Origin of the sequence: Aeromonas sobria, assembly GCF_000820145.1 — a bacterium.
Lineage (GTDB): Bacteria > Pseudomonadota > Gammaproteobacteria > Enterobacterales > Aeromonadaceae > Aeromonas > Aeromonas sobria.
In genome coordinates, this window is the sequence record NZ_CDBW01000004.1 from 15,429 (window position 1) to 33,092 (window position 17,664).

14 protein-coding genes are annotated in these 17,664 nt (G+C 61.7%); 7 read left to right on the plus strand and 7 right to left on the minus strand.

Annotated elements, in window-relative coordinates; all coding sequences use genetic code 11:
- Positions 1–73 precede the first annotated feature (73 nt).
- The 3 genes from gpsA to BN1135_RS01500 are packed head-to-tail and all read right to left on the minus strand — an operon-like array spanning position 74 to position 2,034.
- Positions 74–1,078 (minus strand): NAD(P)H-dependent glycerol-3-phosphate dehydrogenase, encoded by a 1,005-nt coding sequence (gene gpsA, locus BN1135_RS01490; protein WP_042018280.1) that lies wholly within the window; start codon positions 1,076–1,078, stop codon positions 74–76.
- A 2-nt stretch (positions 1,079–1,080) separates the two neighbouring features.
- On the minus strand, positions 1,081–1,551 hold the full coding sequence (gene secB, locus BN1135_RS01495) for a protein-export chaperone SecB (RefSeq protein ID WP_042018281.1): 471 nt from the start codon (positions 1,549–1,551) through the stop codon (positions 1,081–1,083).
- Positions 1,552–1,602: 51 nt separating this feature from the next.
- A complete protein-coding gene (locus BN1135_RS01500; RefSeq protein ID WP_042018282.1) occupies positions 1,603–2,034 on the minus strand; it encodes a rhodanese-like domain-containing protein in 432 nt (143 codons plus the stop codon).
- A gap of 246 nt (positions 2,035–2,280) precedes the next feature.
- On the opposite strand from BN1135_RS01500, the gene gpmM reads away from it, so the two are divergent.
- Both gpmM and BN1135_RS01510 read left to right on the plus strand, forming a co-directional pair.
- On the plus strand, positions 2,281–3,810 hold the full coding sequence (gene gpmM / locus BN1135_RS01505) for a 2,3-bisphosphoglycerate-independent phosphoglycerate mutase (RefSeq protein ID WP_042018284.1): 1,530 nt from the start codon (positions 2,281–2,283) through the stop codon (positions 3,808–3,810).
- Positions 3,811–3,819: 9 nt separating this feature from the next.
- Positions 3,820–5,223 (plus strand): peptidoglycan DD-metalloendopeptidase family protein, encoded by a 1,404-nt coding sequence (locus BN1135_RS01510; protein WP_042018285.1) that lies wholly within the window; start codon positions 3,820–3,822, stop codon positions 5,221–5,223.
- A 131-nt stretch (positions 5,224–5,354) separates the two neighbouring features.
- Here BN1135_RS01510 and BN1135_RS01515 read toward each other — a convergent pair whose 3' ends face one another.
- Positions 5,355–6,005, minus strand: a complete 651-nt coding sequence (locus tag BN1135_RS01515) for a Qnr family pentapeptide repeat protein (protein WP_042018287.1) — start codon at positions 6,003–6,005, stop codon at positions 5,355–5,357.
- Between the two features lie 88 nt (positions 6,006–6,093).
- Here BN1135_RS01515 and BN1135_RS01520 point away from each other — a divergent pair, with 88 nt between their 5' ends.
- Complete coding sequence (locus BN1135_RS01520; RefSeq protein ID WP_042018463.1) at positions 6,094–7,101, plus strand: substrate-binding domain-containing protein; 1,008 nt, start codon at positions 6,094–6,096, stop codon at positions 7,099–7,101.
- 115 nt (positions 7,102–7,216) lie between these two features.
- Here BN1135_RS01520 and BN1135_RS01525 read toward each other — a convergent pair whose 3' ends face one another.
- The 3 genes from BN1135_RS01525 to BN1135_RS01535 are packed head-to-tail and all read right to left on the minus strand — an operon-like array spanning position 7,217 to position 10,181.
- A complete protein-coding gene (locus tag BN1135_RS01525; RefSeq protein ID WP_042018289.1) occupies positions 7,217–7,858 on the minus strand; it encodes a bifunctional 4-hydroxy-2-oxoglutarate aldolase/2-dehydro-3-deoxy-phosphogluconate aldolase in 642 nt (213 codons plus the stop codon).
- 20 nt (positions 7,859–7,878) lie between these two features.
- Positions 7,879–9,675, minus strand: coding sequence for a phosphogluconate dehydratase (gene edd, locus BN1135_RS01530; RefSeq protein ID WP_042018290.1), 1,797 nt, complete (start codon positions 9,673–9,675; stop codon positions 7,879–7,881).
- The gene (locus BN1135_RS01535; protein WP_042018291.1) at positions 9,672–10,181 is read right to left on the minus strand and encodes a gluconokinase; all 510 of its coding nucleotides are present in this window, start codon (positions 10,179–10,181) and stop codon (positions 9,672–9,674) included. The genes edd and BN1135_RS01535 overlap by 4 nt, the downstream gene beginning before the upstream one ends.
- 243 nt (positions 10,182–10,424) lie before the next feature.
- On the opposite strand from BN1135_RS01535, the gene gntU reads away from it, so the two are divergent.
- The 4 genes from gntU (at position 10,425) to BN1135_RS01555 (ending at position 17,640) form a co-directional block, all read left to right on the plus strand.
- A complete protein-coding gene (gene gntU / locus BN1135_RS01540) occupies positions 10,425–11,765 on the plus strand; it encodes a gluconate transporter (RefSeq protein ID WP_042018292.1) in 1,341 nt (446 codons plus the stop codon).
- Positions 11,766–11,915: 150 nt separating this feature from the next.
- Positions 11,916–13,265: a CDP-diacylglycerol--serine O-phosphatidyltransferase gene (gene pssA / locus BN1135_RS01545; protein WP_042018293.1), complete on the plus strand. Its 1,350-nt coding sequence runs from the start codon at positions 11,916–11,918 to the stop codon at positions 13,263–13,265.
- Positions 13,266–13,445: 180 nt separating this feature from the next.
- Positions 13,446–15,515, plus strand: a complete 2,070-nt coding sequence (gene recG / locus BN1135_RS01550; RefSeq protein WP_042018294.1) for an ATP-dependent DNA helicase RecG — start codon at positions 13,446–13,448, stop codon at positions 15,513–15,515.
- Between the two features lie 31 nt (positions 15,516–15,546).
- Positions 15,547–17,640 carry an AsmA family protein gene (locus BN1135_RS01555; RefSeq protein WP_042018295.1) on the plus strand — a complete coding sequence of 698 codons (2,094 nt, stop codon included), beginning with the start codon at positions 15,547–15,549 and terminating at the stop codon, positions 17,638–17,640.
- Positions 17,641–17,664 lie beyond the last annotated feature (24 nt).

Below are 17,664 nucleotides of genomic sequence, written 5' to 3' on the forward strand. Positions count from 1 at the left end.
CAATGCCAGTCAGCGTCACTGACTGGCATTACACCCTCTGGCGTGGGCCTGTTGCATGGCACAACACCTGCGACTACTCGTCCTTCTTGTCTCGCGACAACAGGGCGATGGCCGCCTCTTTCGGGTTCTTACCTTCGTAGAGCACCTTGAAGATCTGCTCGCAAATGGGCATCTCCACACCGTAGCGGGCCGCCAACAGATGGACCTCCTTGGTGTTGCGATACCCTTCGACGACCTGACCGATCTCGGTCATGGCGGTATCCACATCCTTGCCAGCCCCGAGAGCCAGCCCGAAGCGGCGGTTGCGCGACTGGTTGTCGGTACAGGTGAGCACCAGATCCCCGAGCCCCGCCATCCCCATAAAGGTTTTGGCATCAGCACCGAGGGCGGCCCCCAGACGCTGCATCTCTACCAGCCCCCGGGTGATCAGCGCGGTTCTGGCATTGGCGCCAAAACCGAGCCCGTCGGAGAGACCGGCACCGATGGCGATGACGTTCTTCACCGCACCACCCAGTTGCAAACCGACGAAGTCCGGGCTGGTATAAACCCGGAACGAACGGCCACAGTGCAGCAGTCGGGAGAGATCGTCGGCGAAATCGTCATGGGTCGAGGCAACCGAGATAGCCGTCGGCAGACCGGCAGCCAGCTCCTTGGCGAAGGTGGGACCGGAGATCGCCGCCAGCGGCATCTCGTCTCCCAGCACCTCACGCGCCACATCCTGCAGCAGGCGGCCACTGTCCGGCTCCAACCCCTTGGTGGCCCAGGCGATACGGGTATCGGGGCGCAAGAAAGGTTTGATCTGAGCCAATACCTGACCAAACACGTGGCTCGGTACGACCAGTAGCAGCACAGGGGCGGCTTGCACTGCATATTGCAGATCCGCAGTCAGCTGCAGATCGGCGGGAAAAGGGACATCAGGCAAAAATGCCTTGTTGCAGCGGTCTTGTTCCAGCACGGCGACATGAGCAGGATCGTGACCCCACAGCAGGGTCGGATGGCCGTTGCGCGCCAAAGAAATGGCAAGGGCGGAGCCATAAGACCCCGCCCCCAAGACCGAGATAGCGATCTGGTCAGCCATTATCAGGCTTCCGCAGTCGCCTGCTGGGCCTGTGCTTGCGCCATGTGCTGGGCAAACAGAGCATCGAAGTTAACCGGTGCCAGGTTCAGCTGCGGGAAGGAACCTTTGCTCACCATGTTGGCCACGGCTTCGCGGGCGTACGGGAACAGGATATTCGGGCAGAAAGCGGCCAGGCAGTGAGCCAGCTGCGGCTCTGGCAGGTTACCGATGGTGAAGATACCGGCCTGCTGAACTTCGCACAGGAAGGCGGTTTCGGTTTCCAGTTTGCAGGTCACGGTCAGGGTCAGGACAACCTCGTACACGTTGTCAGCCAGGATATTGGTCTTGGTATCCATGTCCAGCTTGACGTCCGGCTGCCACTCTTTCTGGAAGATGTGCGGGGTGTTCGGCGCTTCGAAAGAGACATCCTTGGTGTAGACACGCTGGATGTTGAATTCCGGTTGTACTTCCTGGTTGTTGATCTCGTCAGCCATTTCGTTTGATTCCTTTATATAGGGATAAGTGGGCACAGGCCCTTAAATCAATCAGCGCTTTTTGGTTACCGGCAGATTGTCTGCACGCCATTGAGCCATACCACCGCTGAGCACATATACCTGCTTGAAACCGGCCTTGCTCAGCTGACGACCCGCGCCGCCCGCAGTCATGCCCGACTCGCACACCACTATGATGGGGGCATCTTTATGCTTTTCAACCGGGCCCAGATTATTGCTCTGGATCTGGGTCAGCGGCAGATGCTGGGCACCGGCCAGATGGCCCTTGGCGTACTCTTCCTGACTGCGAATATCCACTACAGTGGCATTCTCACGGTTGATCAGCAGAGTGGCTGTGTGGTTATTGACGGTTTTTACCGGAGAAAAACGGGCACGCACAGTGGTGTAAACCAGGGTGCCAGCCAGACCCAACCAGGCTGCGGTCAGCAGCGGGTTACGGGTCGCAAAATCCAAATACTCTTGCATCTTCTACTATCCAGGGACCAAGACAAGGGCCCGAGTATACATGGGGGTATTGATAAGATCAGCCATCTTGGCGGCAAAGCGCGAGCAGGCTCCCATCATCAGCAGACAGTGAGCATGGCAGGAAGGGCGTGGCTTGCGGGGGCTCGGGAGCCCCCCTTGGCTATCAGGTGACTATTTCGGCAGATGTAGTAATATTACGCTAGTTTCATTTCCCGCATTTTTTCCAATCCGAGAGGACATAGTCTTATGTCAACAGCTAAGAAACCTTTGGTTCTGGTCATCATGGACGGTTGGGGCTATAGCACCAAGCAAGAGCACAACGCCGTCGCTGCCGCCAAGACTCCCAACCTCGATCGTCTGGCCCGTGACTACACCAGCACCCTGATCTCCGGCTCCGGCTTGGATGTCGGTCTGCCAGATGGCCAGATGGGTAACTCCGAAGTGGGCCACGTCAACATCGGCGCCGGTCGCATCGTCTATCAGGAGCTGACCCGCATCTCCAAAGACATTAAAGATGGCGACTTCTTCCAGAACGTCGAGCTGGCCAAGGCTGTTGATGCTGCCGTGACCAACGGCAAAGCCGTCCACATCATGGGCCTGATGTCTCCGGGTGGCGTACACAGCCACGAAGAGCACATCATGGGCATGATCGAAATGGCCGCCAAGCGTGGCGCCGAGAAGATCTACCTGCACGCCTTCCTGGATGGCCGTGACGTTCCGCCGCGCTCCGCCCAGTCCTCCATCGAGCTGTTCGACGCCCTGTTCGCCAAGCTGGGCAAGGGTCGTTTCGCCTCCATGATCGGCCGTTACTTCGCCATGGACCGTGACAACCGCTGGGATCGCGTGCAGCAAGCCTATGACCTGATGACTCAGGGTAAAGGCGAGTTCACCGCCAACAGCGCCACTGAAGCGCTGGCTGCCGGCTATGCCCGTGACGAGAACGACGAATTCGTCAAGGCCACCCGTATCGGCGAAGCTGCACCGATGGAAGACGGCGATGCGCTGATTTTCATGAACTTCCGTGCCGACCGCGCCCGTGAAATCACCCGCGCCTTCGTGGATGCCGACTTCACCGGTTTCGCCCGTGCCGTTGAGCCAAAGCTGAACTTCGTGATGCTGACCGAATATGCGGCCGACATCAAAACTGCCTGTGCCTATCCGCCGACTGCCCTGGTCAACACCCTGGGTGAGTGGCTGGCCAAGCAGGGCAAGACCCAGCTGCGCATCTCCGAAACCGAGAAGTACGCGCACGTCACCTTCTTCTTCAACGGTGGCGAAGAGTCCTGCTTCACCGGCGAAGATCGCGAGATCGTAGCCAGCCCGAAAGTGGCTACCTACGACCTGCAGCCGGAAATGAGCTCCGAAGAGCTGACCGACAAGCTGGTTGCAGCCATCAAGAGCGGCAAGTACGACGTCATCATCTGTAACTACCCCAATGGCGACATGGTCGGCCACACCGGTGTGTTCGATGCCGCCGTCAAAGCCTGTGAAGCCGTTGACCACTGTGTTGGCCGCGTCACCGAAGCCCTGCGCGAAGTGGGTGGCGAGTGCCTGATCACCGCCGACCACGGCAACGCCGAGAAGATGCAGGATGAAGAGACCGGTCAGGCCCACACCGCCCACACCAGTCTGCCAGTGCCGCTTATCTATGTCGGTCGCAAAGCCGAGGTCGCTGAAGGCGGCAAACTGTCCGATCTGGCCCCCACCATGCTGACCCTGATGGGTCTGCCGGTGCCGCCGGAAATGACTGGTAAGCCCCTGATGATTCTGAAATAATCCGTCCCCATGCGGGGATGCGAAGTTATTTCACAGAAAACCAGTCGCGTCGGCCTGTTGGCCGGCGCGCTGTTTTTTTGTCTGTCGTTTGGCGCCAGTCAGGCTGTTGCCGCCAATCAGCAGCTGGGCGCCATGCAGTCCCAGATCAAAGAGCAACAGAAGACCATCAAGCTCAGCAAAGAGGAGCTTGCCAAGCTCAATACCCAACTCAAAGCTGACGAGCAGGCTATCTCGACGGCCGCCGCCAAGCTCAACCAGACCAAGCAGCAACTGCAGCAGAACCAGCAGAAGCTGGCGACCCTGCAAAAAGACAAGCTGGGGCTGGAACAACAAGCCAAACATCAAAAGCAATTGCTGGCCAAACAGGCGGAAAGCGCCTTTCTGGCGGGCAACCACGACTACCTCAAACTGCTGCTCAACCAGCAGGACCCGGCCAAACTGAGCCGCTCCCTCGACTACTACGACTACCTCAACAAGGCACGCATCGAGGCCATTGACGCCCTGCGCGCCACCCACGACAAGCTGGCGAAAAACCAGCGGGCCACCAAAGAGACCGAAACCAGACTGCAATCTCTGCTCGGCGAGCAGCAAGAGCACCACCAGACCCTGCTGGCCAGCCAGCAGAGCCGGGCCAAGGTGCGTAACCAGCTGCAGCAATCGGTACAGGATGATGAACAGAAGCTCACCAAGCTGGTCAAGGCGGAGAAAGCGCTGAAAGCCCGACTGGAAGAGCTGCGCCGCAAGCGCGAAGAACAGGAGCGCCGTGAACGGGCCGAGCGGGAACGCCTTGCCAAGTTGAAAGCAGAGCAAGAACGCCAGCGCCGTCTCGAGGCGCAACGTCTGGCCGCCGAACAGAAGCGAATTGCCGAACAACAGCGGATCGCGGCGCAACAGCAGAAGATCGGCGAACAGCAACGGCTCGCCGCCGAGCAGCAGAAAGTCGCCAAGCAACAGAACCGGGTAGCGGAACAGCAAGCAGCCGCGCGTAACAGCGCCAAGGCCAGTACTGGCGGCTACGGTGGCCTTAGCACCCATGGCAGCCTGCGCTGGCCGGTACAGGGGCCGATCCTTATCTCCTACGGTTCACCACGCACCGCCCAGCTCAAGTGGAAGGGCACTTTGATCGGTGCCAGTGAAGGGACCCAGGTCAAGGCGGTGGCAGCCGGTCAGGTGGTGTACGCCGATTGGCTGGATGGCTTCGGTATGCTGCTGGTGATCGACCACGGTAAGGGCTACATGAGCCTCTATGGTCACAATCAGTCGCTGCTGCGCCAAGTGGGTCAGAATGTGGAACAGGGTGAACCGGTGGCACTGGTGGGTGACAGTGGTGGCCAGGACAGACCGGGCCTCTACTTCGAGATTCGCCATCAAGGCGAAGCCATCAACCCGACCAAGTGGCTGGCCAAGGGTTGAGTTAACCAGACCGACAAGCGCGTCATACGCTCACTACAAAAAGCCTGCATCACGCAGGCTTTGTCGTTTCAGGAGCGCCGCCACTCACTGTCGGTCCCATTTGATGAAAAATTACCTATTTTTCGGTCCACTCAGGGGAAGACGACCAGACCGATCTGCTCCAGCAACATCTGCTGCTGATCCTCGTTGATCTGCACTCCCTGCAGGTCGACCCGGCGCAGATCCAGCCCCGGCAGATCGCACTGGCGCAGATCGCAGCCCTGCAATTTGAAGCTGGTCCACTCGATCTGGCCAAACTCGGAACCGCTAAGGTCTGAGCCCACCAGCGAGGCGCCGAACAGGTTGGCCCCCTGCCAGCGGTTGCCGGTCAGCTCGCACTTTTCCAGCAGGCAGCCCTCGAAGCTGGCGTAGCTGAAGTTGTTGTCGGTCAGATGGGCCTCGCAGAAGTAGCTTTTGGCGGTGATCTGGTTGGCAAAGCTGGCGTGGCCGAAGTTGATGCCGACCGCCTGACAATCGCGCATCTCCAACCCCAGACACTGGCTGCGGCTGCAATCGGCCATGGTGAGATCGCAACGAAGAAAGCTGGTCTCCCGCAGGTCGCAGCCCTGTAACAAACAGCCCCGCTCGCTCTCCCGATCGTAGAAGCTGCAATCGATGAAACGGCTATCGCTCAGATCCAGCCAAGAGAAGTTGCAGCCGATAAAGCGGCACTCCGAGAACTGCTCCCCCTCCACATCCTGCTGCTCGAACCGGACATCCACAAACTGCTTGCCTCTGATCATCGAAAACTCCTCTTACTACGGTTTCATATGCTGACTTTGTCGGCCGAAAACGGTAATGTTACATGTAACATCCATGCTGGACACCCCGATGAACACCACCCGCAAGCGCCGCCCCACCCTGCAAGATATCGCCGACCAGACTGGCGTGACCAAGATGACTGTCAGCCGCTATCTGCGCGACCCGCAAACAGTGGCGGAAGGTACCCGCGAGCGGATCGCAGCGGTGGTGGAAGAGCTGGGCTATATCCCCAACCGGGCGCCGGACATTCTCTCCAACGCCACCAGCAAGGCGATCGGTATCCTGATCCCCTCCCTCTCCAATCAGGTCTTCTCGGCGGTGATCCACGGCATCGAATCGGTCACCCGCCCTGCCGGGTATCAAACCCTGCTAGCGCACTACAGTTACAGTCCGGAACGAGAGGAGGAACAGATCGCGTCGCTGCTCTCCTATCATGTTGATGGCCTGATCCTCTCAGACAGCCAACACACCGAGCGCACCCGCAAGATGATCGCCACCGCTGGCATTCCGGTGGTCGAAACCATGGATCTGCCACCCAATCCCATCGACATGGTGGTCGGCATGGATCACCGGGCCGCGGCCCGGGCCATGGTATCAGAGATGCTGCGCCGGGGCAGGCGTCAGGTGGTCTATCTGGGGGCCCGGCTCGACGTGCGAACCCAGCTGCGGATGGAGGGCTATTATCAGGCGATGGCTGACTTCGGCCTCACTGGTCAGCATCTGCTGACCGAACAGTCCTCCACCTTTACCCTCGGCGGCGAGCTGCTGGATCAGGCGTTGGTGCGCTATCCCGACCTCGACGGCCTGTTCTGCACCAACGATGATCTGGCGGTCGGCGCCCTGCTGCAGTGCCAGGCAAAGTGGATCCCGGTGCCACAACAGATCGCCATCGCCGGTAGCAATGCCCTCGATATCGGCCACGCCATGACCCCCAAACTGGCCAGTATTGCCACCCCGCGGGAAGCGATCGGCATGGAGGCAGCCACCATGCTGCTGGCCCGTCTCAGCGGCCAGCCACAGACCGAGACACGCAAAGATATCGGCTTCTCCCTCTATCTGGGAGAAAGCTTGGGCTAATCCCTTCCTGCACCGGTTGGTGTCACGGCGCACTCCCCCCGCATGACCGCCATTAGCCGATAACAGAACAGGCCACCCGAGGGTGGCCTGTTTGATTTTTCTGAATGGCTAGCGCTTAGCGTTTAACCATTTCAACCGCAGCGCGGGAGAGGCGAGTCACCTCTTCCCAGTTGCCGCTCTTGACCGCATCGGCCGGCAACATCCAGGAGCCGCCAACGGTGGCGACGCACTTGAGCGCCAGATAGTCGGCCACGTTGTGTGGGCCGATACCGCCGGTGGGGCAGAACTTCACCTGGGGCAGCGGCGCAGCAATGGCGGAGAGCGCCTTGGTGCCGCCGTTTGCTTCGGCCGGGAAGAACTTCAGGTGGTCGTAGCCCGCTTCCAGCGCCTGCATCACTTCAGACGGTGTCGCAACGCCCGGGATCAGCGGCGCTGTGCTGTTGGCCGCGTGGGCCAGCAGGGCCGGAGTCATCCCCGGGGAGATGACGAAGCGGGCACCGGCGGCAACGGCAGCGTCAAACTGCGCGCAGTTGAGCACGGTACCGGCACCGACCATGGCATCCGGCATCGCCTTGGCGATGAGGGCGATGGCGTCGAGGGCTACCGGAGTGCGCAGGGTGATTTCGAAGACGGAGATGCCGCCGTCGAGCAGCGCCTTGGCCATCGGCAGGGCCTGATCCAGCTCGTTGATAACCATCACGGGCACCAGCGGAGAGGCGGCAAACACTTCGGCAGGGGTCACTTTCCAGTTCTGCATAGCTCTTCCTTAGTCAGCTCTTAATCAAAAATGGTGGCGCCACACTCGGCGCTCGATACTGCGCGACGCATCACGCTAAACAGTTCACGACCCCACCCCTCTTGTTCCAGAGTGAGGTCAATCTCGGCCTGGGTGCGGCCACTCAAATCAGTCAGGCAGTCGAGGCGACCACTCACTGCATCCACCCGCAGCAGATCGCCATCTTGCAGCAGACCGATGGCCCCGCCGTGCAGCGCTTCTGGTGTGATGTGAATGGCAGCCGGGATCTTGCCGGAGGCACCGGAGAGACGGCCATCGGTGACCAGCGCCACCTTGTGACCCGCCTTCTGCAGGTTGCCGAGCACCGGCATCAGCTTGTGCAGCTCCGGCATGCCGTTGGCGGCCGGGCCGTTGTGGCGCACCACGATAACGGCGTCCTGATTGAGCTCGCCCGCCTGATAGGCGGCTTCCACCGCATGCTGGGAGGAGAAGACCCGAGCCGGGGCTTCAATCACCCGATATTCGGGGGCGACAGCAGAGACCTTGACCACGGCGCGGCCCAGATTGCCCGCCAGCAGCTTGGTGCCACCGGTGGCCTGGAACACGCAGCCAGAGAGAGAGAGCACGCTCGCGTCGCTACTTTCGCCAACCGGCTGCCACAGCAGCTTGCCATCGACCAGCGCCGGGCGGCTGAGGTAATCCTGCATCTCGCCAAACACCGGGGTGGCATCCATGTGGATCAGCCCATCTTCAGCCAGACGGCGCATCATCCCGGGCACACCGCCCGCCTGCTCGAAGGCGTTGACGTCGGCCGGGCCGTTCGGGTACATGCGCACCAGCAGCGGCACCACGTCGGAGAGATCGCTGATGTCATCCCAGGTCAGTACCAGACCGGCCGCGCGGGCCAGCGCCACCATGTGAATGCTGTGGTTGGTGCTGCCGCCGGAAGCGAGCAGGGCCACCAGACCGTTGACCAGCGAGCGCTCGTCCAGCACTGTGCTGAGCGGGCGATACGCCGGGGATCCCGGGATCATGGCGCTGATGCGGCGGGCAGCCTCATCGGTGAGGGCACGGCGCAGTTCGCTGTGCGGGTGCACGAAGGCGGAGCCCGGCAGCATCAGGCCCATGGCCTCGAACACCAGCTGGTTGGTGTTGGCAGTGCCGTAGAAGGTACAGGTGCCTGCCGCATGGTAGGCGCCGCACTCCATCTCCAGCAGGGCATCGCGACCCACTTCACCGGCCGCGTACTGCTGACGCACCTTCACCTTCTCATCGTTGCTGATACCGCTCGCCATCGGGCCGGCAGGAACAAATGCCGTCGGCAGGTGCGCGTGGGAGAGCGCCCCCATGATCTGGCCCGGCGCAATCTTGTCGCAGATGCCGAGCAGCAGGGTGGCGTCGAAGGTGTTGTGAGAGAGCGATAGCGCGGTCGCCTGCGCGATCAGATCGCGGGAGAAGAGGGACATGTCCATCCCCGGCTGACCCTGAGTCACCCCATCGCACATGGCGGGCACGCCACCGGCGACCTGGGCGCTGTGGCCCAGCTCGGCCAGCGCGGCCTTGATCTGGTCCGGATAGCCCTGATAGGGCTGATGGGCACTCAGCATGTCGTTGTAGGCGGTGACGATGCCGACGTTGGCACGGGTCATGTCGAGAATGCGACCCTTCTCGTCACTGCTGCAGGCAGCCACGGCGTGCGCCAGGTTGCCACAGGCCAGCGCGGCGCGGGTCTTGCCCTGCTCGGCCTGACGCTGGATACGGGCCAGAAAAGCCTGACGACGGGCGGCACTGCGCTCGCGGATGCGGGCGGTGACGTCGGAAATTACCTGATGAATCATTGGGCTTGCTCCAATGCAGTGACGGCACGATCAACCACCTGTTCGAAGGTGCCGTCAATATCAATGTGGAATACACCGGCTTCGCCCTCGGGGCGCTCCAGAGTATCGAACTGACTTTGTACCATGGTTTCCCGCATGAAATGGCCTTTGCGGGCGCGCATCCGCTCGAGGATCAGCGGCTGGCTGCCATCGAGGAAGATAAAGCTGACCGACTCGTTACCTTCGCGGATCTGGTCACGGTACTGCTTTTTGAGGGCGGAACAGACAATGATGCCGGTCTCGTTCTTCTGTTCGAGACTGTAGGCGGCATCGCGGATCCGCTCCAGCCAGGGGGCACGATCCTCATCGTTGAGGGGATTGCCGCCAGCCATCTTCTGGATGTTGGCCTTGGGGTGCAGATCATCGCCATCAATGAACTTGGCATTTAGCGCCTCGGCTACTTTCAGGCCAACGCTTGATTTGCCGCTGCCACATACACCCATCACGATAATGCACTTACCCGCCATAATTTGACCTCTGTCCCACTTTTCAAAAAACCAGCTGTTGATGGGTTCTAATCTATCACGTTACCGGTAACATGTTACCGGTAACGCCTGAAAATGTGAAGTCGGCCACAGACTGAAACTAACACTCGCCGGCCCCGTGCCTGATGCTGCAGACTAGCCATATATACAAATAAATCATAATGTTATGGTTAGTAATGAGTCCTGCGGCATTGCCACTGAACAACTAACAAGGAACAGAGAACAATGTCGGATATCTCTTTGATCATGACGGCCGCCGGCTCGATCGTGCTGCTGCTCTTTCTGGTAATGAAGGCCCGGCTCCACGCCGTGGTCGCCCTGATCCTGGTCTCCATGGTGGCGGGTCTCGCAGCTGGCATGAACCCGGCCGATATTGCCGCCACCATCCAGAAAGGGATGGGTGGCACCCTCGGCTTCGTCGCCGTGGTGGTGGCGCTGGGCGCCATGTTCGGCAAGGTGATGGAAGTGACCGGCGCCCTCGACCGGGTGGCGCACACCCTGCTCGGCAAGTTCGGCGTCCAGCGTGCCAACTGGGCCATGGCCCTGACCGGCTTTGTCTGCGCCCTGCCGCTGTTCTTCGACGTGGCCGTGGTGCTGCTGATTGGCGTCGCCTTCGCCATCGTCCGTCGTGGCGGCGGCAGCGTGGTGAAGATCGGTATCGCCCTGCTGGCGGGTATCGCCACCTGTCAGGCGTTCCTTATTCCGGCGCCGGGCCCGATCCTGGTGGCGTCCCAGCTGGGTGCCGACTTTGGCTACATGATCCTGTTCGGCCTGATCGCCGCCGTACCGGCGCTGATCCTGGCAGGCCCGCTGTTCGGTGACTTCATCAGCAAGATCGTCGATGTGCCGCTGCCTGCCGATGCCCAGAACAGCATCCACGATGACAGCAAATCCCTGCCCTCCTTCGGGCTGGCGATGGGTCTGATCGGTCTGCCGCTGCTGCTGATCGGCCTCAAGACTATCGTGGGTCGCTTCGTCGAGACCGGCTCCACCCTGCATAACTGGCTGGAGTTCATCGGTCACCCCTTCACCGCCATCATGGTCGCCTGTCTGGCCGCCTTCTATCTGTTGGGCATTCGCCGCGGCATGTCCCGTGACGAAGTAATGAGCGTCTGCAACAGCGCCATCCAGCCAGCCGGTGTCATCATCCTGGTGACCGGTGCCGGTGGCGTGTTCAAGCAGGTACTGGTGGATTCCGGCGTGGGCGCTGCCCTTGGCAACATGCTGGCTGACTCTGGTCTGCCCATAGTCGCGCTGGCCTTCATTCTGGCGGCCGCGGTGCGGGTGATTCAGGGCTCCGCCACCGTCGCCATGCTGACTGCCTGTGGCTTGGTGCTGCCGATGCTGGAACCCCTTGGCCTGAACGGTGCCCAGCTGGCGGCTGTCACCATCGCCATCGGCGGCGGCTCCATCGTGCTCTCCCACGTCAACGACTCCGGTTTCTGGCTGGCCAACCGCTACCTTGGCCTCACCGAAAAGCAGACCCTGCAAACCTGGACCGTGATGGAAACCATCATCGGCACCACCGGTGGTGTGATGGCGATGATCATCTACAGCTTCCTCTGATAAGAGGTAAAAGCTGACAAAAAGGCCTCACTTGTGAGGCCTTTTTCATCTTTCTGACGATTCTTGCTTTGGCCCAGAGGGCGAGATTGCTAGAATCGCCTATTCATCGCTCCGAGCGGAACGCTTAATCCCGTGATTTCAGGTTTATCTATGCATTCATCGGCCCATTATCGACAACTGCTGGCACGGCTGCCCCAGATCGCCGTGGTGGCGGATCAGTTTGAGGTGCTCTATAGCACCGAGGATTTCAAACGCCGCATTCTTGCGCTGATCGCCAGTGCCACCCGACGCATCTATCTGGTCGCACTCTATCTGCAGGATGACGACGCAGGCCGGGAGATCCTCTCCGCCCTCTACGCCGCCAAGCAGCGCAATCCGGCTCTCGACATCAAGCTGTGCGTCGACTTCCACCGAGCCCAGCGCGGCCTGATCGGCAAGGGCAAGCAGGGTGGCAACCATCTGATGTATCAGGAGATGGCCGCCAGCCACCAGCACCAGATCGAAATTTACGGCGTGCCGGTCAAGGGGCGCGAGCTGCTCGGCGTGCTCCACCTCAAGGGCTTCATCTTCGATGACGTGGTGCTCTACTCCGGCGCCAGCCTCAACGACATCTACCTGCACCAGCAGGAGCGCTACCGCTTCGACCGCTATCACCAGATCACCAGCCCGGAGCTGGCCCGCAGCATGGTCAACTATGTGGATGACCTGTTCGTGAAGAGCGACGCGGTGCAGCGGCTGGATCACAGCGACATCCCCAGCGCCAAGCAGCTGAAGGGGCCGATCCGCCGCTTCAAGCAGAGCCTGCGCCAGAGCCAGTATCGTTTCAGCGCCATGCCGGTCAACACTCAGGAAGTGGCCGTCACTCCCATGGTGGGTCTGGGCAAGCGCAACAACCAACTCAACCTGATGATCCGCAATCTGGTGCGCTCCACCGAGCGGGAGATCTTCATCTGCACTCCTTACTTCAATCCGCCCAAGGAGTTGAGCAAGGATATCGAAGATCTGCTGCAGCGCGGCTGCAAGGTGACGATCGTGGTGGGCGACAAGACCGCCAACGACTTCTTCATCCCGCCAGAGGAAAAATTCTCCACCATCGGCGGTCTGCCCTATCTCTACGAGACCAACCTGCGCAAGTTTGCCGAGCACAACCAGCGTCACATCGACGACGGTCGCCTCAACCTGATGCTCTGGTGTTGCGAGCGCAACTCCTACCATCTCAAGGGGATCTTCGTGGACGATGAGTGGGCCCTGCTCACCGGCAATAATCTCAATCCCCGCGCCTGGACGCTGGATCTGGAAAACGGCCTGCTGGTACACGATCGCCGCCACCTGCTGCGTCCCCAGTTCAACGCCGAGCGGGAGAACATTCTGGCCAACACCAAGCGGATCAGCCACTTCGATCAGGTAGAGCAAATTCAGGACTACCCGGAACAGGTGCGCAAGCTGTTGGGACGGATCCACAGAGTGAAGGCGCATTTGCTGCTCAAACGCATCATCTGACGCCGGGGTGCATCGCACTCACCGGCAGCTACCCAAAGGCCTCCCGTTTTCGGCAGGCCTTTGTTATATCCGCCGTTTCCCCCGCAGCGGCGGCCCTGCCAGCAGCAACTCGGCTTGCATCGGGCCAGCAACAACCCCTATCATCTGGACATATTTACAGTGCTTTTGGGCATCTAATTGATGAAATTGGATAAAATCTCCCTCGACAGCCTCAAGGGCGTCGGCAGCAAGATGCAGGAAAAACTCGAGCGACTGGGGCTGGCCACTGTGCAGGATCTGCTGTTCCACCTCCCCCTGCGCTACGAGGATCGCACCCAGGTGTGGCCCATCGGCGATCTGCCGCCCGGACTGCACGGCGCTGTCGAGGGCGAAATCCAGGACACTCAGCTAGTGATGGGGCGCCGTCGCATGCTGGTCTGTCGCATCAGCGATGGCACCGGCACCCTCACCCTGCGCTTCTTCAACTTCACCGCCGCCCAGAAAAACAGTCTGGCGGCGGGCCGCCTGATCCGCTGCTTTGGCGAGGTGCGCCCCGGCAAATACGGGCTGGAGATGGCCCACCCCGAGTACAAGCTGCTCGGCGAGGAGCAAGCGGGCCAGACCGAAGAGGCGCTCACCCCCGTCTACCCGACCACCGAAGGGCTACGCCAGCTTACCCTGCGCAACCTCACCGATCAGGCGCTGGCCCAGCTCGACCTCTACGGGGTCGAGGAGCTGCTGCCCGCCGGACTCTATCCCCACCAGATTGAGCTGGCCGCCGCCCTGAAGCTGCTGCACCGCCCGCCCCCCTCGGTCGCGCTACCGCTGCTGGAAAGCGGCCAACATCCGGCCCAGCAGCGATTGGTGCTGGAAGAGCTGCTGGCTCACAACCTCTCGGTACTCAAGGTGCGTGCTCAGGCGCAAACCCAGCTGGCCCGCGCCCTTAAACCGGCGCCCGCGCTGGTTGAACAACTGCTCGGCGCCCTGCCGTTCAAGCCAACCGGTGCCCAGAGCCGGGTGGTGGCCGAAATAGCTAAGGATCTGCAACAGAGCCACCCCATGATGCGGCTGGTGCAGGGGGATGTGGGCTCCGGCAAGACCCTGGTCGCGGCGCTCGCCGCCCTGCAAGCCATCGGCAACGGTTGTCAGGTGGGGCTGATGGCGCCGACCGAGCTGCTGGCAGAACAGCACGCCATCAACTTCGCCAAGTGGCTGGAGCCGCTCGGCATCGGAGTCGGCTGGCTGGCGGGCAAACAGAAAGGCAAGGCGCGGGAAGAGGCGCTGGCGGCCATCGCCGATGGCAGCGTCAAGATGGTGGTGGGCACCCACGCCATCTTTCAGGAGCAGGTGGTGTTCCAGCGTCTGGCGCTGGTCATCATCGATGAACAGCACAGATTCGGGGTGCATCAGCGGCTCGCCCTGCGCGAGAAAGGGGAGCGGGAAGGGGTGCACCCCCATCAGCTGATCATGACCGCCACCCCCATCCCCCGCACCCTGGCGATGACCGCCTATGCCGACCTCGATACCTCGGTCATCGACGAGCTGCCGCCGGGCCGTACCCCCATCACCACGGTGGCGCTGCCCGACAGCCGTCGCGGCGATGTGATCGAACGGGTCAAGCTCGCCTGCACCGAGGGCAAGCAGGCCTACTGGGTCTGCACCCTGATCGAGGAGTCGGAGGTGCTGGAGTGTCAGGCCGCCGAAGATACCGCCATCGAACTGCAAGCCCAGCTGCCCGGCCTGCATATCGGGCTGGTGCATGGCCGGATGCGGCCGGTAGAGAAACAGCGGGTGATGGAGGAGTTCAAGGCGGGCATACTGCAACTGCTGGTCGCCACCACCGTCATCGAGGTGGGGGTGGACGTGCCCAACGCCAGCCTGATGATCATCGAAAACCCGGAGCGACTGGGGCTGGCGCAGCTGCACCAGCTGCGCGGCCGGGTTGGCCGGGGATCGGTGGCCTCCCACTGCGTGCTGCTCTATCATGCTCCCTTGTCCAAAACGGCCCAGAGCCGGCTCGGGGTGCTGCGGGAGACCAACGACGGCTTCCTGATCGCCCAGCGCGACCTGGAACTGCGCGGCCCGGGGGAACTGCTCGGCACCCGCCAGACCGGTCTTGCCGACCTCAAGATCGCCGATCTGGTGCGCGACCAGCCGCTTATTCCGCAGGTACAAAAGATGGCGAGATTCCTGATGGATCGTCATCCCCACCATGTCGAACCCTTGATCCGCCGCTGGCTCGGTCTGCGGGACCACTACTCAAACGCCTGACAACAAACCCCAAAACAGGAGGAAAGCATCCATGAATTCCTGGCTACGCGGCCTGCTCTACACCTTCGCCTTCCTGCTGCTGTTGGTCTGGGTTGCCCTCGGCCTGTTCGACGCCGAGCGCGCCAAAGGCCCCATCGCCAGCTGGATCAGCCAGCAGACCGGCGTGCCGGTCACCATAGGGCGGCTGGTGTTCAACCCGCTTCACCCCTACACCCTGCTGGCGGAGCAGGTGCGCTACGGCGATGCGGTCTCCCTCGACAAGATCTATCTGGAAATCGAGAGCATCGACTGGCTGAGCCGCGATGTGCGCATCGCCCATCTCGATCTCATTCGCCCGGCCATCAAGCTGCCGCTGCCCAACCAGCTGCCGAGCCTGCCGGTGCACTCCCTCACCATCAGCGACAGCACCATAGACCGGCTCAGTCTGGAGAGCAGCGAGCTGACCCTGCGCGGCCTCAATGCCACCCTGAGTGACTGGGAGCTGATCGACCCGAAACGGCAGCCACAGGCCAACCTGAGCCTCAACATCGGCCAGCTGGAGACACCGCAATTCACCTTCGCCCGCCTCAACATGCAAGGACGGCTGGAGGGGGAAGTGCTGCGCACCGACAAGCTGGTGACCAACCTGTTCGACGGTCTGCTGGAGACCGGCATGGTGCTGGACTGGCCCGCCCGCACCCTGCAACTGCACGATCTCAAGGCCCGCGGCATGCGGGTGGAGCTGGGTGATCTGACACAGCAAGGCTTCCCGCAGCGCTTCCCGTTGCAAAGCGTGTCGCTGGATCGCGGCCAGCTGGACGGCGTCAGCCTCAACGACATCAATCAGGAGCTCTCCTTCAACAACTTCAGCGGCCAGCTCACCGCCTTCAACTGGCAGGCGGGCAGCCAGCCCACCGGCTATCTGGCTGGCACCCTGGGCGATATGGGGCGTGGCCTGTTCCAGCTGGAGGAGATCAAGGGCAAGCTCGCTTTCGCCTCCCAGCAGATCGATGCCGAGCTGCAGGGCCAGGCCTATGAAGGGGAGTTCAATGTCGAGCTATCCCTCGATAGCCAGCAGCAGAAACTGACCCTGAAAGACGTGGCGCTGAGCGGCATGGATATCAGCCTGCCGCAGGGGTGGTGGCAGGATTGGCAGAGCTGGCGCCCGCAGCAGGTGGACATCCGCAAGCTGGCGTTCGACAAGCTCAAGGTGCTCTCCTTCGACGATACTCTGCCCCTGTCGCTGACTGGCTGGCAGCTCTACCTGAGCGATCTCGCCCTGCGCGATAACCAGCCCGGCCCGCTGCTCGGCCGTGCCCGCATCGAGAGCAAGTGGTTCGAGCTGGTGTGGGATGGCCTCAGCGCCCGCAACGGCGAGCTGGATGGGGAGCTGACCCCCAGCTCATGGCAGCTGGGCAAACTCACCAGCTCGCTGCCGGATGAGGGCAGCCTCAGCCTGAGTGGCCAGTGGGGCCGCGAGCCGGGCCAGAGCAGCCGCCTGCAACTGCAGGCAACCAAGCTGGATCTGGTGCAGTGGGGCAAGATATTCCACGCCCCTCTCTCCTTCGCCGGCAAGGCAGATCTGAGCGCCGACCTGCAAGCCGAACACGGCAAGGCGGCGGGCGAGTGGCGCCAGACCCTGCAGGGCAGCTTTGCCCTCGATGCCGACGAGCCATTCTGGGACAAGGTGAAGATCGACCCGCTGCTCGATGAGTGGTTCAAGGGGGCGACCCCACCCACCCTGACACCGGATCAGCTGTGGCAAGGGATGCAGGGGGGTGACACCCCCTTCTACCGCATCAAGCTGCAGGGCAAGATCGACAAGGGGCAACTGCAGATCGAGCAGGCTGGCGCCTCCACCATCACCCATCTGCTGGCGCTGCAAGGGGGGATCGATCTGGTCAACGAACAGTGGCAGCTCGATCTGGGGACGCTCAACGGCAACCGCTGTGCCGAGCTGCTCGGCCAGTGGCGCGGACCGCTGACGGCCCCCACGCTGGCCTGGAGCTTCCCGCAGCAGCAGGATGCCTGCGGCTGGGAAGTGGGGGTGCGCTATCCGCCACAAGGCAACAGCGCCCCGCTCTGGCGACCGGCTCCCGCGCCGAAAGCCCAAGCCGGGCAGACAACCGATAGCCCGCAAGGGTAAAAACAGACAAGGCCTCATGATGAG

What these genes read in the sequence shown, in the direction of transcription:
- edd (WP_042018290.1), bottom strand. Translation starts at nt 9,675, where the DNA reads ATGATTCATCAGGTAATTTCCGACGTCACCGCCCGCATCCGCGAGCGC.
- BN1135_RS01515 (WP_042018287.1), bottom strand. Translation starts at nt 6,005, where the DNA reads ATGATCAGAGGCAAGCAGTTTGTGGATGTCCGGTTCGAGCAGCAGGAT.
- pssA (WP_042018293.1), top strand. Translation starts at nt 11,916, where the DNA reads ATGCATTCATCGGCCCATTATCGACAACTGCTGGCACGGCTGCCCCAG.
- BN1135_RS01510 (WP_042018285.1), top strand. Translation starts at nt 3,820, where the DNA reads ATGCGGGGATGCGAAGTTATTTCACAGAAAACCAGTCGCGTCGGCCTG.
- gntU (WP_042018292.1), top strand. Translation starts at nt 10,425, where the DNA reads ATGTCGGATATCTCTTTGATCATGACGGCCGCCGGCTCGATCGTGCTG.
- BN1135_RS01555 (WP_042018295.1), top strand. Translation starts at nt 15,547, where the DNA reads ATGAATTCCTGGCTACGCGGCCTGCTCTACACCTTCGCCTTCCTGCTG.
- BN1135_RS01500 (WP_042018282.1), bottom strand. Translation starts at nt 2,034, where the DNA reads ATGCAAGAGTATTTGGATTTTGCGACCCGTAACCCGCTGCTGACCGCA.
- BN1135_RS01535 (WP_042018291.1), bottom strand. Translation starts at nt 10,181, where the DNA reads ATGGCGGGTAAGTGCATTATCGTGATGGGTGTATGTGGCAGCGGCAAA.
- BN1135_RS01520 (WP_042018463.1), top strand. Translation starts at nt 6,094, where the DNA reads ATGAACACCACCCGCAAGCGCCGCCCCACCCTGCAAGATATCGCCGAC.
- gpmM (WP_042018284.1), top strand. Translation starts at nt 2,281, where the DNA reads ATGTCAACAGCTAAGAAACCTTTGGTTCTGGTCATCATGGACGGTTGG.
- secB (WP_042018281.1), bottom strand. Translation starts at nt 1,551, where the DNA reads ATGGCTGACGAGATCAACAACCAGGAAGTACAACCGGAATTCAACATC.
- recG (WP_042018294.1), top strand. Translation starts at nt 13,446, where the DNA reads ATGAAATTGGATAAAATCTCCCTCGACAGCCTCAAGGGCGTCGGCAGC.
- gpsA (WP_042018280.1), bottom strand. Translation starts at nt 1,078, where the DNA reads ATGGCTGACCAGATCGCTATCTCGGTCTTGGGGGCGGGGTCTTATGGC.
- BN1135_RS01525 (WP_042018289.1), bottom strand. Translation starts at nt 7,858, where the DNA reads ATGCAGAACTGGAAAGTGACCCCTGCCGAAGTGTTTGCCGCCTCTCCG.